The following is a 19,163-nucleotide window of genomic DNA, read 5'->3' as shown; positions in this document are numbered from 1 at the left end:
CCACTGTCGAAGGCAAGCCGAAAGGGATGAGCGGGCGTGGACGTGAACGGCGTGGTGGCCGAGGGCTTCGAGCCGGTCAGGGAGGCGTTCGCAGCCAATTTCGAGCTGCTCGGGGAGCGCGGAGCGGCAGTCGCCGTGTACCGCGACGGCCGGAAGATCGTCGATCTCCGGGGCGGCACCAGGGACGTGGACGGTACGGCCCCCTGGGAGCCCGGCACCGCGCAGATCGTGCGCTCCGCGACCAAGGGCGTCGCGGCCGCCGCCCTCCTGCTGCTGCACCAGCGCGGCGAACTCGACCTGGACGCACCCGTGGGCGCGTACTGGCCCGAGTACAAGGCGGCCGGCAAGGAACACACGCTCGTCCGGCACCTGCTCGCGCACCGCGCGGGCGTGCCGGTCCTGGACCGTCCCCTGACCCCCGCGGAGGCGGCCGACCCGGACCTCGGCGCGGCGGCCGTCGCCGCACAGGCGCCGGTGTGGGAGCCGGGCACGGACCACGGCTACCACGCGCAGACCTACAGCTGGCTCACCGGCGAGCTGGTCCGCCGGGTCACCGGGCGCCCGGTCGGTGAGTGGATCGCCGAGGAGATCGCCGCGCCCGCCGGCGCCGACCTGTGGCTCGGCCTGCCGGAGACGGAGCACGCGCGCGTGGGCCGCGTCGGCCCCACCGAGGCACCCGAGTCGGCCGGCGCGCTCAGGACCCGCCCCAAGCGCGCGGTCGCCGAGGCCTACGCCGACCCCGGCTCACTCACCCGGCGCGCCTTCGCCGCGATCACCCCGCTCCCGGACGAGAACGCGGCCGCCTACCGCGCGGCCGCCCTGCCCGCCTCCAACGGCATCGCCACCGCCGACGGCCTCGCCCGCTTCTACGCCTCCCTCATCGGCGAAGTGGACGGCGGCGCCCGTCTGTTCACCCCGGCCACCATGGAACTGGCCCGGGCCGAGCAGTCCGCCGGACCGGACCGGGTCCTCGTGGTGGGCACCCGGTTCGGCCTCGGCTACATGCTGCACGGCAGCGCGTCCCCGCTACTGTCCCCGCACTCCTTCGGCCATCCCGGCCGGGGCGGCGCTCTCGCTTTCGCCGACCCGGAGACGGGCATCGCCTTCGGCTACGTCACCAACGGCTTCAGGAAGAGCGTGACGGCGGACCCGCGGGCGCAGGCGCTGGTGCGGGCGGTGCGCAGGTCGCTCGGCTGACGGGCTTCGGCGTGCGAGCAGGCGCCCTCACAGGTTGGGAGTCGCCCTCACACGTTGATCGGATGCGAGGTCCGCCCGGACGCCGCGTCGATCTCGTCGTGCGCCTTGGTCAGCAGGTGCATGGCCAGTTCGTTGAGGGCGCGGGCACCCGCTATCTCCTCGCCGACCCGGGGCTGGTTGGAGTCGACGCGGTGACGGCTGGCGTGCCCGTGGGCCCGCACCTCGCTGCCGTCGGGCAAGCGCACCAGGGCGACCGCCCGTGTGTGCTGCGCGTCTTCCTGGAACTCCAGCTCTACGTGCCATCCCACAACGGTGTTCATCATGTCGACCACCTCCGGAGGTCCGCTGATTCCAGGGTGCTCCCGCGCGCCCGGAACGTCACGTCGGAGCCTGGCCACCGGACTTCTCGTCGAAGCTGGCGAAGTAGGCGGCGACCATGTCCTCGTCGGCGTGCCCCTGTGCGGCGGCGCGGGCGAAGCGTTCGGCGGTGGCGGCGGCGACGTCGAGCCGTACGCCGCCCAGCTCGCCGGCCCGGACGATGAGCCGGGCGTCCTTCTCGGCGGTGGCCACGGCGAACGACGCCGGGGTCAGCTTCCCGTCGAGCACCAGGGCGGACTTGGCCCGCAGATACCCCATGTCGAGCGGCCCGCCCTCGATGAGGTCGAAGAAGTCCTGCGGGTCGACGCCGAGGGCCTTGGCGAGGGCCAGCACCTCACCGGCCGCCGCGGTGGCCGCGAGGACCCAGCTGTTGGCGACCAGCTTGAGCCGGCTGGCGCCGCCCGCGGCCCCGTCCTCGCCGGTCCACACGGTCCTGGTGCCGACCGCGTCGAAGACGGGCGTGACCGTCTCCCGGCCCGCCTCGGGCCCGGCGGCCAGCACGACCAGCTGTCCGGCCTCGGCCGGCTGACGGGTGCCGAGCACGGGGGCGTCGTAGAACACCAGCCCGTGCTCGCGGGCGAAGCCCGCCAGATCTGCGACCAGTTCGGTGCCGGCGGTGGTGCACTGCGCCCACACGGTGCCCGGACGCAGGGCCGGGGCGGCTTCGCGCATGACGTCCAGGACGGTGCCGCCGTCGTACAGCATGGTGAGCACGGCGTCTGCGCCGTCGACGGCCTCGGCGGGCGTGCCGGTGACCCGGACCCCGTCGGCGGCGAGCGGTTCGGCCTTCTCCCGGGTGCGGTTCCAGGCCCGGACGCCGAGCCCGGCGCGGGCGAGGTTGCGGGCCATGGCGGCGCCCATGATGCCGGTGCCCAGGACGCTGACGGTCGGCTTGTCGGTCATTGACGGCTCCCTGTCGTACGGTTCCTGTCCTGCGGGTCCCCGAACTCCCCGAACATCCCCGAACATCCTCGTACGGACTCCTGCGTGCGGCGCGCTACCCGGCGTGCAGCATCAGCCCGATGCCCACGACCAGCAGGCCCGCCGCCGCGATCCGGGGCGCGCCGAAGCGCTCCTTGAAGAACAGGGCGCCGATGGCCGCGCCGACGATGATCGAGGACTCGCGCAGGGCGGCGATGGGGGCGAGTGCGGCCCGGGTCTGCGCCCACAGGACCAGGCCGTAGGCGGAGACGGACAGGACGGAACCGAACAGGCCGAGGGCGGCGAAGGGGCGCAGGACGGCCACGGTGTCGCGCCGGAAACGGCGGCAGACGGCGTACGCCGGGATCGCGACGCCCTGCACCACCATCAGCCAGGCGGTGTAGCCGAGCGGGGAGCCGGAGGTGCGCACGCCGAGCCCGTCGACGACCGTGTACGAGGCGATGGACAGCCCGGTGGCGAGCGCGGCCCCGATCGCCGCCCAGTCCGGCCGGTGTCCGCGCAGCCCCCACAGCGCCACGCCGGTCAGTCCCGCGCACGACAGGGCGATGCCCGTGGCCGCCCAGCCGTCCGGCACCTCGTGCGCGAACACGGCCGCGAACACGGTGACCACCAGCGGCGCGCTGCCCCGCGCGATCGGGTAGGCCTGCCCGAAGTCGCCCAGCCGGAACGACGTCATCAGCAGCACGACGTACAGCAGGTGGATGACCGCCGAGACGACCAGGTACGGCCAGGCCGCGGCCGCCGGGAAGGCCGCGAACGGCGCCAGCAGCAGCCCGATGAGCACGCCGCCCGCCAGGATCAGGGTGAACCCGACCAGCTTGTCGGTGATCCGGTGTGCGATGGCGTTCCAGCTGGCGTGCGTGACCGCGGCGAGCAGCACCGCCGCGGTGACCAGCGGCGTCACGCGGTCTGCTCGCGCACGTCCACCAGCGCGGCACCGGCGTGGGCCACGAGCGCCTTCGGTTCGATGGGGAAGACCGTGTGCGGTGTTCCGGCCGCCGCCCACACCAGGTCGTGCGCGAGCAGCGAGCGGTCGGCGAGGACCCGGGTACGGGTGCGGTGTCCGAAGGGCGGTACGCCGCCGATGGAGTATCCCGTGGTCTCGCGTACGACGGAGGCGTCGGCCCGGGTGACCTTGCCGGCCGCCAGTTCCTCGCGCACGCGCTCCACGTCCACGCGTGAGGCGCCGTCCATCAGCACCAGCACCGGTACCCCGTCGGCCGCGAAGATCAGCGACTTGCAGATCTGGCTCAGTTCGCACCCGATCGCGGCGGCGGCCTCGGCGGCGGTACGGGTGGCCTCCGGGAACCTGCGGGTTCGGTTGAGGACGTCCTCGAGTCCGAGCGCGCGGAGGGCTTCGGCGAAGCGGGGGTGCGCTCCGGATTCCTCGGCGTCAGTGGCGGCTGTCGTCATGGGGGGCACGCTAGCGGTGGCTGTACGGTGCACGCGACCGGGTTGTGGGCCCGGGCACGTCTCCGCGCCGTCAGCCCACCTGGCACCAGGTCCACACCGCGAGGCCGACCGGCGCCGGGCAGGCCAGGACGCCGAGCAGGAGCAGGCGGGAGAGCGCGGTGAGGCGGCGGACGCCGGGGGCGAAGGCGAGCCCGGTCAGGGCGGCCGCCGCGCCGAGGACCGTCAGGACGTACGGCAGCGCGAAGTCCCGGACCTGCGCCCAGGACATGCCGTCCGCCAGCCCCCACAGCGCCGTCATGCCCACGAGGAACGGTGGAAGAAGCCGGTGAGGGTGCCCCGTCCCCACGGATCCCTCACCGGCCGGTCCTCACGAGCGGTACGTCAGGCGCGTACCAGCTCCCGTTCCCCGTCGGGGTCGGCGTCCCGGTGGTCCTGCGCCGTCCGCAGGCCCTCGCCCTCCACGTCGACGTTGGGCAGGGCACGGTCCAGCCACCTGGGCAGCCACCAGGCCCTCTTGCCGAGCAGTGCGAGCACCGCCGGGACGATGGCCATGCGGACGATGAACGCGTCGAAGAAGACGGCGGTGGCGAGGCCGAAGCCGATCATCTTGACCATCGACTCGCTGGAGCCGATGAAGCCGGCGAAGACGGCGATCATGATGACGGCGGCGGCGGTGACGACCCGCGCGCCGTGCCTGAAGCCGGTGACGACGGCCTGGCCGGGCTTCTCCCCGTGGACGTACGCCTCCCGCATGCGGGTCACGAGGAACACCTCGTAGTCCATGGCGAGACCGAAGACCACACCGACCATGAAGATCGGCATCATCGACATGACCGGGCCGGTCTGCTCGACGTTCATCAGGCCGGACAGCCAGCCCCACTGGAAGACCGCGACCACGGCGCCGAGGGCCGCCATCACGCTGAGCAGGAAGCCGAGGGCCGCCTTCAGCGGGACGAGGACCGAGCGGAAGACCACGATGAGCAGCAGGAAGGCCAGGCCGACCACGAGGGCGAGGTACGGCAGCAGGGCGTCGTTCAGCCGCTGCGAGACGTCGATGTTCATCGCCGTCGAGCCGGTGACCAGCACCTTCGCATCGGTCGCCGAGGTGATGCCGGCGCCCTTGCCACGGATGGCATGCACCAGGTCCTCGGTGGTGGTCGAGGACGGCTTGGAGTCGGGGATGACGGTGATCGTCGCGGTGTCGCCCGTCTTGTTGGGCGCGGCCGGGGTGACCGTGACGACGTCCTTCAGGCCCTTGATCTCGTCGCCGACCTTGGTGAAGGCCGCCTTGGGGTGCTTGCTGTCCTTGGCGTCGACCACGACCATCAGGGGGCCGTTGAAGCCCGGACCGAAGCCCTCGGACAGCAGGTCGTACGCGCGGCGCTGGGTGGTGGAGACCGGCTGGGAGCCGTCGTCGGGCAGGCCCAGTTCGAGGGAGGCGGCCGGGATCGCCGCCGCGCCGAGACCGATCACACCGAGCAGCAGGACGGCGACCGGGCGGCGTACGACGAAGCTCGCCCAGCGGGTGCCCATGTTCGGGCGGCCCTGCTTCGCGGCGTTCCGGGTCCTGCGGCCACCGCCGAGCAGCTTGCTCTTCTCGCCGGCCGGCTTGACCCTGCGGCCCGCGTAGCCGAGCAGCGCGGGGATCAGGGTGAGGGCGATGAGGACCGCGACGGCGACCGTGCCGGCGGCCGCGACGCCCATCTTGGTCAGCATCGGGATGTTGACCACGGACAGGCCGACCAGGGCGATGACGACGGTCAGGCCCGCGAAGACCACCGCCGAGCCCGCCGTGCCGACGGCGCGTCCGGCCGCGTCCTCGCGCTCGCGGCCCTCGGCCAGTTCGGAGCGGTAGCGGGAGACGATGAAGAGGGCGTAGTCGATGCCGACGGCGAGGCCGATCATCGAGGCCAGGGTGGAGGTGGTCGTGCCGAGATCCAGGGCGCCGGCGAGCGCGGTGATCGTGGAGACGCCGATGCCGACGCCGATGATCGCGGTCAGCAGCGGGAACCCGGCGGCGAGCAGCGAACCGAAGGTGATGACGAGGACGACGGCGGCGACCGCGAGGCCGATGACCTCGCTGGATCCGGTCTCGGGGGTCGCGGTGAGCGCGTCACCGCCGACCTCGACCGTGAGCCCGGCGTCCCGCGCGTCCTGCGCGGCCTCCTTCAGGGCGTCCTTGGAGGAGTCCTTCAGCTCCATGCCGGAGACCTCGTACTTCACCGAGGCGTAGGCGATCGTGCCGTCCTTGCTGACGGCGTGCCCGGTGTAGGGGTCGGCGACGGAGGCGACCTCGGAGCCGCTCTTCAGCTCCTTGACCGTCTTGTTCACGGTCGCCTTGTTGTGCTTGTCCGTCATCTTCTCGCCGTCGGGCGCCTTGAAGACGACCCGGGCGGTCGCGCCGTCGGCGCTCATCCCGGGGAAGCGCTGTTCCAGCAGGTCGAAGGCCTTCTGGGCCTCGGTGCCGGGGATGGAGAAGGACGAGTTGCCGGCGGCCGGCGCGGAGGCGGCGCCCACCCCGGCGAGGGTGAGCAGCGCGACCCATATCAGGGCGAAGAAGTGCCGTCGCCGGAAGGCGAGACGGCCGAGTCTGTAGAGGAACGTGGCCACGGAGGCGTACTCCCGGTCAGGTCGTTGGGTTCATCAGGGCAGGGGTGATCAGCCCGACGACGTGAGCGGAGACGTCAGGTGGTGGGCTTGCTTGCTGGGGAGAGGGTTCAGCCGGTGGGGGCGCCGAGGGCGGGGAGGACCACGGCGTCGATGTACGACAGGAGGAAGGCCTGCGTGGGCGGCTGCTCGTCGATGAGCGTGCGGGCCGCGAACCCGCCGATCATCATGTGCATCACGAAATCGATCGCGGGGTTGTCCGCGCGGACCTCACCCCGGTCGATCGCCCGTTGCAGGACGCGGCGGAACTCCGCCATCTCCGGCTCGATCAGATGGTCCCGGAACGCCCTCAGGAGGTCCGGGTTGGAGTGGGTCGCCATGGCCAGGCCCCGCATCAGCGCGGAGTTCTGCTCCATCTCGCAGTCGTCCGCACGCAGCGTGAGCGCGTGCAGGTCGCCCCTGAGGGACCCGGTGTCGATCTCGTCGGCGGAGCCGCCCGGCTTGGTGTGCCGCACCGCCTTCGCCACCAGATCGGCCTTGCCGCCCCACTGGCGGTAGAGCGTGGCCTTGCTGGACCGGGTGCGGGCGGCCACGGCGTCCATGGTCAGGGCGTCGTAGCCGACTTCGCGGAGCAGTTCGAGCACGGCCTCGTACAACTCGGCCTCGCGCTCGGGCGTGATCCGACTGCGGCGCGTCGTTGCGACTGCCTCGGTCATGCCACTCACCTTCCCGCTCCGAGCCCGCTTCTGCGTACATCCATGAAGATACCCTGTGAGCGTTCGAAACGAAACCGTTTCGTACGTGTCTTGGCTCACGGCTGTCGGCTCCGCATAAGTTGCTGGGCCTGCGCCCCCGGAAAAGCATGGGGAGGTGAGCTATCTGCACTTTCCCCACCTCCACGGCGACCTGCTGTGCTTCGTGGCCGAGGACGACCTCTGGCTGACTCCCCTCGACACCCCGGGCCGTGCCTGGCGGCTCACGGTGGACCGCGCCAAGACCGGCCACCCGCGTTTCTCGCCCGACGGCCGCCACATCGCGTACACGACCTGGCGCAGCCTCGTGCCCGAGATCCACCTCGTCGGCGTCGAGGGCGGACCCGCGCGGCAGCTCACCTACTGGGGCAGCGTCGACACCGAGGTCCGCGGCTGGACGCCCCCCGACGAGGACGGCGAGAGCGACATCCTCGCCGTCGCCTCCCACGGCGAACCCTTTTCGTACTTCACCTGGGCCTACAAGGTGCCCACCGACGGCGACCCCGGCCGCAAGCTGCCCTGGGGCCCGGTCTCCGACATCCAGGTCGCCGACCTCGACGACCAGCACAAGACGCTGCTGCTCACCGGCACCCCGCCGCACGAACCGGCCTCCTGGAAGCGGTACCGGGGCGGCGCCATGGGCCGGCTGTGGCTGCACGGACAGCGGCTGCTGCCCGACATCGGGGGCCATCTGGAAGCCCCCATGTTCGTCGCCGGCCGGATCGCCTTCCTCTCCGACCACGAGGGCGTCGGCAACCTCTACTCCTGCGCCCACGACGGCTCCGACCTGCGCCGCCACACCGACCACGACGCCTTCTACGCCCGCAACGCCGCCGGCGACGGCACCCGCGTGGTCTACCAGTGCGCGGGCGACCTGTGGCTGGTGGACGACTTCACGCCGGGCGCCGCGCCACGCAAGCTCGACATCCGGCTCAGCGGCCCGCGCGCGGGACGCCGCAAGTACCAGGTGCCGGCCGCCCAGCACGTGGACGGCATCTCCGTGGACGAGACCGGGCGCGCCAGCGCCGTCGTCGTACGCGGGAGCCTGTACTGGCTCACGCACCGGGACGGACCGGCGCGCACGATCACCGACACGCCCGGCGTGCGGGTCCGGCTGCCGGAGATGCTCGGCTCCACCGGGCAGGTCGCGTACGTGACGGACGCCGAGGGCAGGGACGCCGTCGAGATCGCCCAGCTGCCCCGCGCCAGCGGAGACCGCGCACCGCGCCGGCCGGCCTCGGGCGACCTGGGGCGGGTCCTGGAGATGGTGCCCGACCCGCCGGGTGAGCGGATCGCGATCGCCTCGCACGACGGACGGCTGCTGCTGATCGACACGACGGAGGGGACCGAAGGGGCGGAGGAGACCGGCGAGGGCGCCGCCGAGGGCGCCGGCGGCTCCGGGGACGGGGTGGTCACCGAGCTGATCCGGTCGGTCAACGGCCCCGTCCGCGACCTCGCCTTCTCCCCGGACGGCTCCTGGCTCACCTGGTCCCACCCGGGCATCGGCCGCTCGCTGCGGCAGATCAAGCTGGCCCGCATCAAGGACCGGCTCATCGTGGACGTCACCAACGGCCGCTTCGAGGACGAGAACCCGGTCTTCACCCGCGACGGCCGCTACCTCGCCTTCCTGTCCTGGCGCGGCTTCGACCCGGTGTACGACGTCCACACCGGCGACCTGTCCTTCCCGCTCGGCTGCCGGCCGTACCTCGTCCCGCTGTCCTCGGCGACCCCCTCCCCCTTCGCCCTCAACCCCGAGGGCCGCCCGGCGGCCGGCGGGCTCGACCCGCTCGAGGACGAGGAGACCGGCGAGGGCGGCACGGTGACCGTGGAGGTGGAAGGCCTGGAGAACAGGGTGACACCGTTCCCGGTCGTCGCCTCCAAGTACTCGGCGCTGCACCCGGTGGCGGGCGGCGGCCTGGTCTGGCTGCGCTGGCCCATCTCCGGCGCGCTCGGCGAGACCTTCGCCAACCCCGCCGACGTCAGCGGACGGCCGACGCTGGAGTACTTCAACATCGCCAAGGCGAAGAAGTCCGAACTCGTCGACCACCTGGACTGGTTCGCGCTGAGCGGGGACGGCACCCGCCTGGTGGTGGTCGACGAGGGCGAGCTGCGGGCGGTGCCGTCGACCGAGTCCGGCGACAGCGACACGACCGTGTGGATCGACCTGCGCCGCATCCTGCACGAGGTCGACCCGCCCGCCGAGTGGCGCCAGGCCTACGAGGAGGCCGGCCGGATCATCCGCGCCTACTTCTGGGACCCCGGCATGTGCGGCATCGACTGGGACGCGGTGCTCGACCAGTACCGGCCGCTGGTCGAACGGGTCGCCTCCCCCGACGAGTTCGCCGACCTGATGCGCGAAGTCCTCGGCGAACTGGGCACGTCGCACGCCTACGTCACCCCCGCCCGCCGCAACGAGGGCCCGCCCCACTACCAGCGCTGGCAGGGCCTGCTCGGCGCCAACCTCGTACGCCGGGACGGCGGCTGGACCGTCAAGCGCATCCTTCCCGGCGACTCCTCGGACTCCAAGGCACGCTCGCCGCTGGCCGGGACGGGCATCCGCGAGGGCGCCGTACTGACGCACGTGGACGGCCGTCCGGTCGACCCGGTGGCGGGACCTTATCCGCTGCTCGCGGGCTCGGGCGGTACGACCGTGGAGCTGACCTTCACCCCGGCCGCCACCCAGGAGGGCGAGCCGGCCCGGCCCCGGCGCGTCGCCGTCGTCCCGCTCATCGACGACCGGCCGCTGCGCTACCAGGACTGGGTGGCCAAACGTCGCGCGGTCGTGCGTGAGTTGAGCGGCGGCAAGTGCGGGTACCTGCACATCCCCGACATGGGCGGCTCGGGCTGGGCCCAGTTCAACCGGGACGTGCGCATGGAGATGTCCCGGCCCGCGCTGATCGTGGACGTGCGCGGCAACGCGGGCGGCCACATCAGCGAACTCGTCATCGAGAAACTCTCCCGGACGATCCTGGGCTGGGACCTGACCCGGGACGCGCAGCCCGTGTCGTACACCTCGAACGCTCCCCGGGGCCCGGTGGTGGCCCTGGCGGACGAGGCGACCTCCTCCGACGGCGACATGATCACCGCCGCGTTCAAGCTCCTGAAGCTCGGGCCGGTCGTCGGTCAGCGCACCTGGGGCGGAGTCGTCGGCATGACCGGCCGGCACCGCCTGGGCGACGGCACGGTGATCACGGTCCCGATGAACGCCGCCTGGTTCGACGCCTACGGATGGTCCGTGGAGAACCACGGCGTCGCCCCCGACCTGGAGATCCAGCGCACCCCCCTGGACTGGGCCGAGGGCCGCCACGCCCAACTCGACGACGCGGTCGAACTGGCCCTGGAACTCCTGAAGACCAACCCACCGGCGGTGCCCCCGGACCGCAGCGAGGTACCGAACCGCTCAAGGCCGAAGCTTCCGCCCAGGGCGACCTCATAACGGCCAAGGGCCGCCTTCCAGAAACGCTCAAGGCCGAAGCTTCCGCCCAGGGCGACCTCATAACGGCCAAGGGCCGCCTTCCAGAAAGGGGCGCGTCCAATAAGGGGGCGCCAATAAGGGGGCGCGAGGCCGTACCGATGTGCGGCTCCGCCGCGTGGGCGCGACCAGCCCCCACGCGCCGTCAGCCGACAACGCTCCGACACACAAAAGACGCAGGGCGCCCTCCAAGAAGAAGGGCACCCCACGCCGATCGGCCAAGGCCGAGCGCAGCGACTAGGCGTCGTAGTCCTGGTCGAAGCGGTCTTCCATCTCCTGCTCCGTGTCCTGGATGTCACGGTGGTTCTGACGACCGCGCTCGGTCTGCTGACCCCGCTGCGAGCCGCCCTGCTGGGGACCGCGCTGGCCGCCCTGCTGGGGACCGCGCTGGCCGCCCTGCTGGGGGCCGCGCTGGCCGGCCTTCTCACGGGTGTCGCCGACCTTCTGCTTGGCCTGGTCCTGCCACTCGTTCGACTTGTCCTTCATACCCATGTGGGTTCACTCCCGTAGTGGGTGGGGGTTCGGCCCCTCGGTGGGGCCTCGACCAGATTCACACGGGCGAACACGGAGTGCATGTCGATCAGTTACGGTGCGTAGCACGCGCCGCCTCGTCCGCCTCCCCACCTGCGCCGACGAGTCCGGAGCGCATCCCCTGCAGCCGCGGCCCGAACCGCCGCATCTCGCGCTGGCCGACCGTGCCGATGAGCGCCGGCAGGTATCCGCGCACGCTCTGCATGCCGCGCAGCCACCACTGCCCGTACACATGCGCCGAGCGCCGCTCGATCCCGGCCACGATCCGGTCCACCGCCGGGCCCAGCGGGTACGTCTTGTTCGACGGCCACGGCAGCCGCTGCCTCAGCTCCCGCATGACGTCGTCCTGGTCGGCGCCGCGCACCATGTCGGTGTCCGTCCAGGACAGGTAGGCGACACCGACCCGCACGCCCTGGTGGCCGACCTCGGCGCGCAGACTGTGCGCGTACGCCTCCACGCCCGACTTGGAGGCGCAGTAGGCCGTCATCATCGGCGCCGGGGTGATCGCGGCGAGCGAGGCGATCTGCAGCAGATAGCCGCGGCTCTCGGTGAGCACCGGCAGGAACGCGCGGGCGGTCACCGCCGAACCGATCAGGTTCACCTCGATCACCCGCCGCCAGGCCCGCGGATCGGAGTCGGCGAAGGGACCGCCGGTCGCCACACCGGCGTTGGCGACGACGATGTCGACCTTGCCGAAGCGTTCCTTGACCTCCTCGGCCACCCGGCTCATCGCCTCGTGGTCGGTGACGTCCGCGTACCAGTGCGCGCTGTCGCTGTGCAGCCGCTCGGAGACCTCCTTGAGCGCCTCCTCCTCCAGCCCGACCAGCGCCACCTTGGCGCCGCGTGCGGAGAGCTTGCGCGCCAGCAACTCGCCGACGCCACGCGCCGCTCCGGTGACGACGGCGACCTGCCCTTCGAGGCTGACCCTGCTCATGCGCCCTCCTTGATCTGCTGCACGGGGGTGGGGTGGGACCGCGGTTGCGATCCGGGGGTGCTGCCCGTGACGTACGTGGTGACGAGGTCCCGGATCCTGCCGGTCACCAGCTCGGGAGCCTCGATCGGGGTCATGTGGCCGACGCCCGTCAGCTCGGTGAGGCCGAGGCAGTGGGGCAGCGCGGCCGCCAGCGCGCGGGCGTGCACGGGGGGCGTGAGCCGGTCGGAGACGCCGTGCACCACCTCGGTGGGCACGCGCAACTCCTGTACCCCGTGGTCGAGGTCGAGCGCCGCGAGCACACCCGCCCAGGCATGGCGCACGGCACGCGGACAGGCGTGCACGATCCGGGCACACGCCTCCACCATGTGCGGGGCGGAACCGGCGCCCATGGTGCCGTACTTGAGGACGCGCCTCGCGAGGGGCGTGACCGGTCCGAGAGGAGCGCGCGATCCGAGAATGCGCCCGGTGATCCAGGTGCGTACCCGCCCGGCGCGCAACGGCACCACGCGCGACTCGGCGACCAGCCGGGAACTGCCCGTGCTGCACAGCAGGACGGCGGCGGCGTGTTCGCGGAAGCGGGGGCGCGTGGCGGCGGCCATGACCGTCATCCCGCCCATGGAGTGGCCGACGATCAGCGCCTTCTCGTCGCGTGCGAGCGTCTGCGCGAGCACCGCCTCGAGGTCGTCCGCCAGCACCTCGGTGGTGCACGCCGGGCTCGCGGGACTGCGCCCGTGCCCCCTCTGGTCGTACACGATCACCCGGTGGTCGCCGGCCAACTCGGCTGCCTGCGCGGCCCAGAAGGCCGTCGAGCAGGTCCAGCCGTGGGAGAGGACGACCGGGGGCGCGTCCTCGGGCCCGTGCACCTCTACGTGCAGGCGCGCGCCGTCGGCGGAGACGACGGTGAGGGTGCGGGAGGGGACGGGCGGCGCGTAGGGACCGCTGGTGACGGAGAGAACACGGCTCATGCGGCGGCCTCGCTCTGCTTCCCGGACGCCACGGCCTTCTCCGTCACGGCGTCACCCCGCCGCCGCTCGTCCTCGCCCCCGCGGACGACCTCGTACTCCGCCAGGTCCACCCGCCGGGTCGCGCGCCGGAACTCCGTCGTCGTACCGGGCCAGATGGTGGTGTTGCGGCCGCTCGCGTCCAGGTACCAGCTGGTGCAGCCGCCGGTGTTCCACACTGTCCGCTTCATGCGTTCCTGCACCTCGTGGTTCCAGGCCTCGACGGCGGCGGACCGGGCGTCGAGGGCGGTACGGCCGCCGAGGACGTCCAACTGGCGCAGGTAGTCGGCCATGTAGTTCAGCTGGGACTCGATCATGAGGATCATGGAGGAGTTCCCGAGGCCGGTGTTGGGCCCGATGACCGTCATCCAGTTCGGGAACCCGGCGGCCGCGGCGCCGCGCAGCGCCTGCATGCCGTTCTTCCAGGACTCCGCGAGCGTGATGCCCTCCGCGCCGACCACCCGCTCGGCGATGGGCATGTCCGTGACGTGGAAGCCCGTACCGAAGACGATCGTGTCGACCTCGGCCTCACTGCCGTCGGCGGCGACCAGGGTCGAGCCGCGGATCTCGCTGAGCCCGCTCGCGACGACGTCCACGTTCGGCCGGGCCAGCGCCGGGTAGTACTCGCTGGACAGCAGGATCCGCTTGCAGCCGATGCGGTAGTCGGGGGTGAGCTTGGCGCGCAGGGCCGGGTCCTTGATCGCACGGGCCATGTTGCGCTTGGCGAGCCGTTCGACCAGGCCGAGTTCGTCGGGATGCTTGGTGAACGCCTGCACCTGCAGCTCCCTCATGCCCCACAGCAGACCGCGCCGCAGCTGGGTGGTGAAGGGCAGCGCCCGGTGCAGCCGGCGCTCGGCACCGCTGATGGCGCGGTCCACTCGGGGCATCACCCAGGCCGGGGTGCGCTGGAAGAGGGTGAGCCGGCCGACCCGGCGCTGGATGGCGGGCACGATCTGGATGGCGGAGGCGCCGGTGCCGATCATGGCCACGCGCTTGCCGCTCAGGTCGTAGTCGTGGTCCCAGCGAGCCGAGTGGAACACCTTGCCCGGGAAGGACTCGAGCCCCGGGATCTCGGGGATCTTCGGGTCGGACAGCGGCCCGGTGGCGGACACGACGACGTCGGCGGTGAGCGTCCCGCGCGCGGTCTCGATCTCCCACCGCAGCTGCTCGCCGTCCCAGCGCATCATCTTCACCTCGGCGCCGAAGCGGATGTGCGGACGCAGCCCGAAGACGTCGGTGACGTGCTCCAGGTAGGCGCGGATGTGCTCCTGCCCGGAGAAGGTGCGCGGCCAGTCCGGGTTGGGCGCGAAGGAGAAGGAGTACAGATGGGACGGAACGTCACAGGCGCACCCGGGGTAACTGTTGTCCCGCCAGGTGCCGCCGACGCTGTCGGCCCGCTCCAGGACGACGAAGTCGGTGATCCCCTCCCGGCGCAGCCGGACCGCGGCGCCCAGCCCACCGAACCCGGACCCGATCACCGCCACTCGAACATGCTCGTGCTCGGCCATCCCGAAGCCTCCACGCATCACCTTGGACTCTGCCAGTGAACACTGGCGCAATGGGACTGTAGAGCAGCTCCGTACCGAGCGGTAGGGGGCGGGGAAAGGAAAGTTACCGGCGGTACAACATAGGCTGCGGGCGTGGCAGACGACGGCGGACACCAGGACCAGCAGGGCGGCGGGCAGACCGGCGGACCGCGCGAGTACCGCATGGAGGAGCTGGCACGCCTGGCCGGCATCACCGTGCGCACGCTGCGCTTCTACCGCGAGCGCAAGCTGATCCCGCCACCCCGTCGCGAGGGCCGCATCGCCTGGTACGACGACCACCACCTGGCCCGGCTGCACACCATCGCGGCGCTCCTGGAACGCGGCCACACCCTCACCGGCATCGCGGAGCTCGCGGAGGCCCTCGACCAGGGCCGCGACGTCGCCGACCTGCTCGGCGTCGGCACCCCCACCGAGGAGGAGCCGGTCCGCCTCACCCCCGAGGAGCTCGCCGCCCGCTTCGAGGGCGAGGTCACCCCCGAGAACCTCGCGGCCGCCATGGACCTCGGCTACCTCGGCACCGACGGCGACGAGATCGTCCACATCAGCCGCCGCCTGCTGGACGTCTCCTCCGCCCTGGTCCGCGAGGGCATCCCGCTCGCCGAGGTCCTGACGGCCGGCCAGCGCGTCCGCGAACACGCCGACGCCCTGGCGGAACTCTTCACCGCCCTGATCCTGCGCCACACCACAGAGGACGACCTCCACCGCCTGCGCCCCCTGGCCCGGAGCGTGGTGGAGGCGGAACTGTCGCTGGCACTGGACCGACGGATGAGGAAGCAGGACTGAGCGGTGGCCCTGTCCGCTCCTACAGGTCGTACACGACGGTCACCGGAGCATGGTCGGACCACCGCTCGGCGTGCGTGGCCGCCCGCTCGACGTACCCCTTGACCGCCCTGGTCGCGAGATCCGGCGTGCAGACTTGGAGGTCGATCCTCCATCCTGAATCGTTGTCGAACGCCCGCCCCCGGTACGACCACCACGTGTACGGGCCCTCCACCTCCGGATGCAGGGCGCGTACGACGTCGACGTAGCCGCCGTCCTCCGGGGCGAACACCCGGTCGAGCCACTCGCGCTCCTCGGGGAGGAAGCCCGAGCTCTTGGTGTTGCCGCGCCAGTTCTTGAGGTCGGCCCGCTGGTGGGCGATGTTCCAGTCACCGCAGACGACCACCTGGCGGCCGTCGGCGGCAGCCCGCTCGCGCAGCGCCTTGAGGTGGGCGAGGAACTCGCCCATGAAACGGATCTTCTCGTCCTGGCGTTCGGTGCCGACCTCACCGGAGGGCAGGTAGAGGGAGGCGACGGTGACGCCGGGCAGGTCGGCCTCCATGTAGCGGCCGCTGCCGTCGAACTCGGCCGAGCCGAAGCCGACCCGGACGCGGTCGGGCTCGCGCCGCGTGTAGAGGGAGACGCCCGCGCGGCCCTTGGCGGCGGCCGGGGCGTGCGTGACGTGCCAGCCGTCGGGCTGCCGTACCTCTTCCGGCAGCTGGTGCGGCTCCGCGCGCACCTCCTGCAGGCAGACGACGTCCGCTTCAGTCCGGGCGAGCCACTCCACGAAGCCCTTCCTGGCGGCGGCCCGCAGCCCGTTCACGTTCACCGAGGTCACTGTCAGCACCAGGGGCACGATACCGGCACACTGGTCGAGGTCCGCGTTCCCCACCTTGCATAGAAGTACGATGCCCAGCATGAATATACGTCGTGTCCGTTTCGATCACCCCGACGCCGTCAAGCTCAACGACGAGGTCCAGGCCGAGTACCACCTGCGCTACGGCGACGGCGGCGATGCCACCTTCCTCGACGCCACGGACTTCGACCCGCCCCGCGGTGTGTATCTGATCGCGTACGACGAGCACCACTGCCCGGTGGCCACCGGCGGCTGGCGCAGCCAGGACCGCAACGAGGAGGGCAACGAGAACGGCGACGCCGAGCTGAAGCGCATGTTCGTCGTCGCGCAGATGCGCGGCCGGGGCCTCGCCCGCCACATGCTCACGGCCCTGGAGGAGGACGCCCGCTCGGCCGGCCGCCTGCGCATGGTCCTGGAGACCGGCACCAAGCAGCCGGAGGCCATCGCCCTGTACACCTCGAGCGGTTACGCGCCCTGCGCCAAGTTCGGTTACTACCGCCACTACGAGGAGAGCCGCTGCTACGCGAAGCAGCTGTAGACACGATGAAGCCCCAGTCGGCGGATGCCGACTGGGGCTTCATGATGCGTGGACCTGAGGGGATTTGAACCCCTGGCCCCCTCGATGCGAACGAGGTGCGCTACCGGACTGCGCCACAGGCCCTTGCAACGAGTGAAACTCTAGCATCCCCGTCGGGGTGCTTGGAAATCCGTTCCCTGACTGGTCAGGGGCGGGCTTCCGGTGGCGTGACGGCCGTCACTCGTTGGCCGCGCGCGGGCGGTCGCCGTCCTCGTACTGGTCGAACAGGGGCGTGCGGCCGCGCTCGCGTGCCCGCCGCGCGGAGGCGGCGCGGCGCGCGTCGCTGCGGCCGCCCGCCGGCCTGTCCTCGGACTCGGGCGCCTCGCCGTCCGCCTCGGCTCCGGGCGCGTGGCCGGGCTCCTGCTCGGGTACGACCGAGCTGGAGCGCGCCGAACTCCAGGTGTCGGGCGCGCCCAGGTCCACGTCGGAGGTGGCTCGGGGGGCGACCGGCGCGGTCACGTACGTCGGCAGGGGTACCGGCACCGGGTCCCAGCTGTCCCCGTGTCCGGGGCGGCGCCGGCGCTCACGCTGCTGGTCCACCCACTCGGCGTGGTCGGTCTGCTCGACGAGGGCGCGGCGGTCGGCGGCGAGCGCCGAGAGCCCGGTGTCGGTCTCGGCCGCCGGCCCCCCGGCCGGTTCGTCGACGGCGGTGCCCTCGTCGAGGGGCGCGCGCCGGCGCGGCTGGCGCTCGCGCAGGCGCTGGGCCGCGACCTCGGCGCGCCGTCGGTCCATCTGGTAGGCGAACCGGCGGTGCTCCTGGGAGCGCAGGTAGGCGATGTACGCGCTGAGCAGTACGGCGGGTACGCCGGGCGCCCACAGGAAGGTGAGGCCGCCGAGCGCTGCGACGATCGCGCCGAGCGTGAAGGCGAGGAAGAGCATCACGGTGGTGCGTCGGCGGCGCGCGAGCGCCTTCGAGCGCTGGGCGCGCGCCGCGGCCGCCTGCGCCGAGGGCGTGCGCCGTGGGGCCGGCACGCGCTTCTGCGCGGGGGCGGGGCCCGACGCGTGCGCGGAGGGGGACTTGGGCGCCGGGCCGGTGGACCGGTCGGGTGCCGGTTCCGCCCGTCCGGATGTCTCCGGCACGGCGTCCGCGCGTACCTGACGGCGGGTCGGAGGCACGGCGAAGGACCGGACGTCCACCGAGTCGGTGACGGCGTCCGGGGCACCGGTTTCCGGCTCCCCCTCCTGGGCGGAGCGCGCCCGCAGGTCCCTGGCGTACCGGCGCTCCATACCCGCGCGTCCGGACAGCAGCCGGATGGCGGTGCTGAAGCGTTCCGTCGGACGGGCCTCGTTCAGCTCGTCCTGCCTACGGAGCCACATCGGCACCAAGTAGGCGGCCCAGGCCCCGACAATGACTGCGTAGATGAGGCCGCTGCTGCTCACATCTCACACGGTAGAGGGGTTTGCACGAGGCCATCCGCCAATTGGGCCGGTGTGTCGCACGATCTGGCTGATATTTCCAGCTTTTTTTGCGACCGATGCGATCAGCGGACCTCCGAAGTCGCGAATTGAATGCCCCCGAGGCGGTCACCGGCCGATCAATTTCGAACACATATTCAATTTCCGGACTGTGCGTGATTCCCCGGGTGTTGCGTGTGCTGCTCCCGCGCGGCGCGTGCCCGCTGCCAGCGTCCGAGCAGCCCCTCGGGCACTTCCTCCGCCGTGAGCGCGAAGACGAGGTGGTCGCGCCAGGCGCCGTCGATGTGCAGATAACGCGGCCGCAGCCCCTCCTCGCGGAATCCGAGTTTCTCCACGACCCGGCGGCTGGGCCGGTTCTCGGGGCGAATGCAGACCTCGATGCGGTGCAGCCCGACGGTGCGGAAACAGTGGTCCACCACGAGCGCGACGGCCGTCGGCATCACTCCGTGCCCGGCCACCGCCTCGTCCACCCAGTAGCCGATGTGCCCCGAGCACATCGAGCCCCAGGTGATCCCGGCGACCGTCAACTGCCCGACGAGCCGCCCCTGGTACTCGATGACGAACGGCAGCATCCGGCCCGCGTTGGCCTCGGACCGCAGGTGCCGGACCATCTGGCGGTAGGTCGGGCGGTGCACGATCGGCCCGCTCGGCGTGGGCGGCGGAATGGTCGCCTCCCAGGGACGCAGCCAGTCCCGGTTGCGCCGGTTCACCTCACGCCAGACCCGCTGGTCGCGCAGCTTTATCGGCCGGAGGACGACATCGCCGTCCGCCAGCACGACGG

At 72.1% G+C, this 19,163-nt stretch carries 18 protein-coding genes and 1 tRNA gene; 4 read left to right on the top strand and 15 right to left on the bottom strand.

The window, feature by feature from the left end; genetic code table 11:
- The first annotated feature begins 36 nt into the window (after positions 1-36).
- Complete coding sequence (locus tag AC07CM_RS23495) at positions 37-1,197, top strand: serine hydrolase domain-containing protein (protein WP_478878401.1); 1,161 nt, start codon at positions 37-39, stop codon at positions 1,195-1,197.
- 47 nt (positions 1,198-1,244) lie between these two features.
- Here AC07CM_RS23495 and AC07CM_RS23490 read toward each other — a convergent pair whose 3' ends face one another.
- The 7 genes from AC07CM_RS23490 to AC07CM_RS23460 form a co-directional block, all read right to left on the bottom strand.
- Positions 1,245-1,520, bottom strand: coding sequence for a DUF1876 domain-containing protein (locus AC07CM_RS23490; RefSeq protein ID WP_478878400.1), 276 nt, complete (start codon positions 1,518-1,520; stop codon positions 1,245-1,247).
- 55 nt (positions 1,521-1,575) lie between these two features.
- Entirely contained in the window at positions 1,576-2,478 is a 903-nt protein-coding gene (locus tag AC07CM_RS23485) for an NAD(P)-dependent oxidoreductase (protein ID WP_478878399.1), read from the bottom strand.
- A 94-nt stretch (positions 2,479-2,572) separates the two neighbouring features.
- Positions 2,573-3,421: an EamA family transporter gene (locus AC07CM_RS23480; RefSeq protein ID WP_478878398.1), complete on the bottom strand. Its 849-nt coding sequence runs from the start codon at positions 3,419-3,421 to the stop codon at positions 2,573-2,575.
- Complete coding sequence (locus AC07CM_RS23475) at positions 3,418-3,930, bottom strand: YbaK/EbsC family protein (protein WP_478878397.1); 513 nt, start codon at positions 3,928-3,930, stop codon at positions 3,418-3,420. The genes AC07CM_RS23480 and AC07CM_RS23475 overlap by 4 nt, the downstream gene beginning before the upstream one ends.
- Positions 3,931-4,000: 70 nt before the next feature.
- Positions 4,001-4,228 (bottom strand): hypothetical protein, encoded by a 228-nt coding sequence (locus AC07CM_RS23470; RefSeq protein WP_478878396.1) that lies wholly within the window; start codon positions 4,226-4,228, stop codon positions 4,001-4,003.
- Between the two features lie 83 nt (positions 4,229-4,311).
- Positions 4,312-6,540 (bottom strand): MMPL family transporter, encoded by a 2,229-nt coding sequence (locus AC07CM_RS23465; protein ID WP_478878395.1) that lies wholly within the window; start codon positions 6,538-6,540, stop codon positions 4,312-4,314.
- Positions 6,541-6,647: 107 nt separating this feature from the next.
- A complete protein-coding gene (locus tag AC07CM_RS23460; RefSeq protein ID WP_478878394.1) occupies positions 6,648-7,253 on the bottom strand; it encodes a TetR/AcrR family transcriptional regulator in 606 nt (201 codons plus the stop codon).
- A 154-nt stretch (positions 7,254-7,407) separates the two neighbouring features.
- On the opposite strand from AC07CM_RS23460, the gene AC07CM_RS23455 reads away from it, so the two are divergent.
- Positions 7,408-10,725 carry a S41 family peptidase gene (locus tag AC07CM_RS23455; protein WP_478878393.1) on the top strand — a complete coding sequence of 1,106 codons (3,318 nt, stop codon included), beginning with the start codon at positions 7,408-7,410 and terminating at the stop codon, positions 10,723-10,725.
- A 273-nt stretch (positions 10,726-10,998) separates the two neighbouring features.
- Here the strand turns inward: AC07CM_RS23455 and AC07CM_RS23450 are convergent, their stop codons facing one another.
- The 4 genes from AC07CM_RS23450 to AC07CM_RS23435 all read right to left on the bottom strand — a co-directional run bounded on the left by AC07CM_RS23450 (position 10,999) and on the right by AC07CM_RS23435 (position 14,735).
- The gene (locus tag AC07CM_RS23450) at positions 10,999-11,253 is read right to left on the bottom strand and encodes a hypothetical protein (protein ID WP_478878392.1); all 255 of its coding nucleotides are present in this window, start codon (positions 11,251-11,253) and stop codon (positions 10,999-11,001) included.
- Positions 11,254-11,341: 88 nt separating this feature from the next.
- Positions 11,342-12,226, bottom strand: coding sequence for an SDR family oxidoreductase (locus tag AC07CM_RS23445; RefSeq protein WP_478878391.1), 885 nt, complete (start codon positions 12,224-12,226; stop codon positions 11,342-11,344).
- The gene (locus tag AC07CM_RS23440) at positions 12,223-13,191 is read right to left on the bottom strand and encodes an alpha/beta fold hydrolase (protein ID WP_478878390.1); all 969 of its coding nucleotides are present in this window, start codon (positions 13,189-13,191) and stop codon (positions 12,223-12,225) included. Before AC07CM_RS23440 ends, AC07CM_RS23445 begins: the two co-directional genes overlap by 4 nt.
- Positions 13,188-14,735: a flavin-containing monooxygenase gene (locus AC07CM_RS23435; RefSeq protein ID WP_478878389.1), complete on the bottom strand. Its 1,548-nt coding sequence runs from the start codon at positions 14,733-14,735 to the stop codon at positions 13,188-13,190. The genes AC07CM_RS23440 and AC07CM_RS23435 overlap by 4 nt, the downstream gene beginning before the upstream one ends.
- Positions 14,736-14,936: 201 nt before the next feature.
- On the opposite strand from AC07CM_RS23435, the gene AC07CM_RS23430 reads away from it, so the two are divergent.
- Complete coding sequence (locus AC07CM_RS23430; protein ID WP_478878559.1) at positions 14,937-15,557, top strand: MerR family transcriptional regulator; 621 nt, start codon at positions 14,937-14,939, stop codon at positions 15,555-15,557.
- Between the two features lie 19 nt (positions 15,558-15,576).
- On the opposite strand, the gene AC07CM_RS23425 is transcribed toward AC07CM_RS23430, so the two are convergent.
- Positions 15,577-16,380, bottom strand: a complete 804-nt coding sequence (locus tag AC07CM_RS23425; protein ID WP_478878388.1) for an exodeoxyribonuclease III — start codon at positions 16,378-16,380, stop codon at positions 15,577-15,579.
- Positions 16,381-16,450: 70 nt separating this feature from the next.
- Here AC07CM_RS23425 and AC07CM_RS23420 point away from each other — a divergent pair, with 70 nt between their 5' ends.
- Positions 16,451-16,927, top strand: coding sequence for a GNAT family N-acetyltransferase (locus AC07CM_RS23420; protein ID WP_478878387.1), 477 nt, complete (start codon positions 16,451-16,453; stop codon positions 16,925-16,927).
- A gap of 49 nt (positions 16,928-16,976) precedes the next feature.
- On the opposite strand, the gene AC07CM_RS23415 is transcribed toward AC07CM_RS23420, so the two are convergent.
- From AC07CM_RS23415 to AC07CM_RS23405, 3 genes are all read right to left on the bottom strand, one after another.
- Positions 16,977-17,050: transfer RNA gene (locus AC07CM_RS23415), tRNA-Ala, on the bottom strand.
- Positions 17,051-17,143: 93 nt separating this feature from the next.
- Positions 17,144-18,346: a divisome protein SepX/GlpR gene (gene sepX, locus AC07CM_RS23410; protein WP_478878386.1), complete on the bottom strand. Its 1,203-nt coding sequence runs from the start codon at positions 18,344-18,346 to the stop codon at positions 17,144-17,146.
- Positions 18,347-18,519: 173 nt separating this feature from the next.
- Positions 18,520-19,158 (bottom strand): GNAT family N-acetyltransferase, encoded by a 639-nt coding sequence (locus AC07CM_RS23405; protein WP_478878385.1) that lies wholly within the window; start codon positions 19,156-19,158, stop codon positions 18,520-18,522.
- Positions 19,159-19,163 lie beyond the last annotated feature (5 nt).

It is taken from the genome of Streptomyces sp. NPDC044061 (assembly GCF_056434305.1).
The sequence above is the reverse complement of the archived record's forward strand: the minus strand, read 5'-3'. Positions and strand labels throughout refer to the sequence as shown.

Coding starts and splice junctions, on each gene's coding strand:
- AC07CM_RS23490 (WP_478878400.1), bottom strand. CDS start 1,520: ATGATGAACACCGTTGTGGGATGGCACGTAGAGCTGGAGTTCCAGGAA.
- AC07CM_RS23485 (WP_478878399.1), bottom strand. CDS start 2,478: ATGACCGACAAGCCGACCGTCAGCGTCCTGGGCACCGGCATCATGGGC.
- AC07CM_RS23475 (WP_478878397.1), bottom strand. CDS start 3,930: ATGACGACAGCCGCCACTGACGCCGAGGAATCCGGAGCGCACCCCCGC.
- AC07CM_RS23470 (WP_478878396.1), bottom strand. CDS start 4,228: ATGACGGCGCTGTGGGGGCTGGCGGACGGCATGTCCTGGGCGCAGGTC.
- AC07CM_RS23460 (WP_478878394.1), bottom strand. CDS start 7,253: ATGACCGAGGCAGTCGCAACGACGCGCCGCAGTCGGATCACGCCCGAG.
- AC07CM_RS23450 (WP_478878392.1), bottom strand. CDS start 11,253: ATGGGTATGAAGGACAAGTCGAACGAGTGGCAGGACCAGGCCAAGCAG.
- AC07CM_RS23445 (WP_478878391.1), bottom strand. CDS start 12,226: ATGAGCAGGGTCAGCCTCGAAGGGCAGGTCGCCGTCGTCACCGGAGCG.
- AC07CM_RS23440 (WP_478878390.1), bottom strand. CDS start 13,191: ATGAGCCGTGTTCTCTCCGTCACCAGCGGTCCCTACGCGCCGCCCGTC.
- AC07CM_RS23435 (WP_478878389.1), bottom strand. CDS start 14,735: ATGGCCGAGCACGAGCATGTTCGAGTGGCGGTGATCGGGTCCGGGTTC.
- AC07CM_RS23430 (WP_478878559.1), top strand. CDS start 14,937: ATGGAGGAGCTGGCACGCCTGGCCGGCATCACCGTGCGCACGCTGCGC.
- AC07CM_RS23420 (WP_478878387.1), top strand. CDS start 16,451: ATGAATATACGTCGTGTCCGTTTCGATCACCCCGACGCCGTCAAGCTC.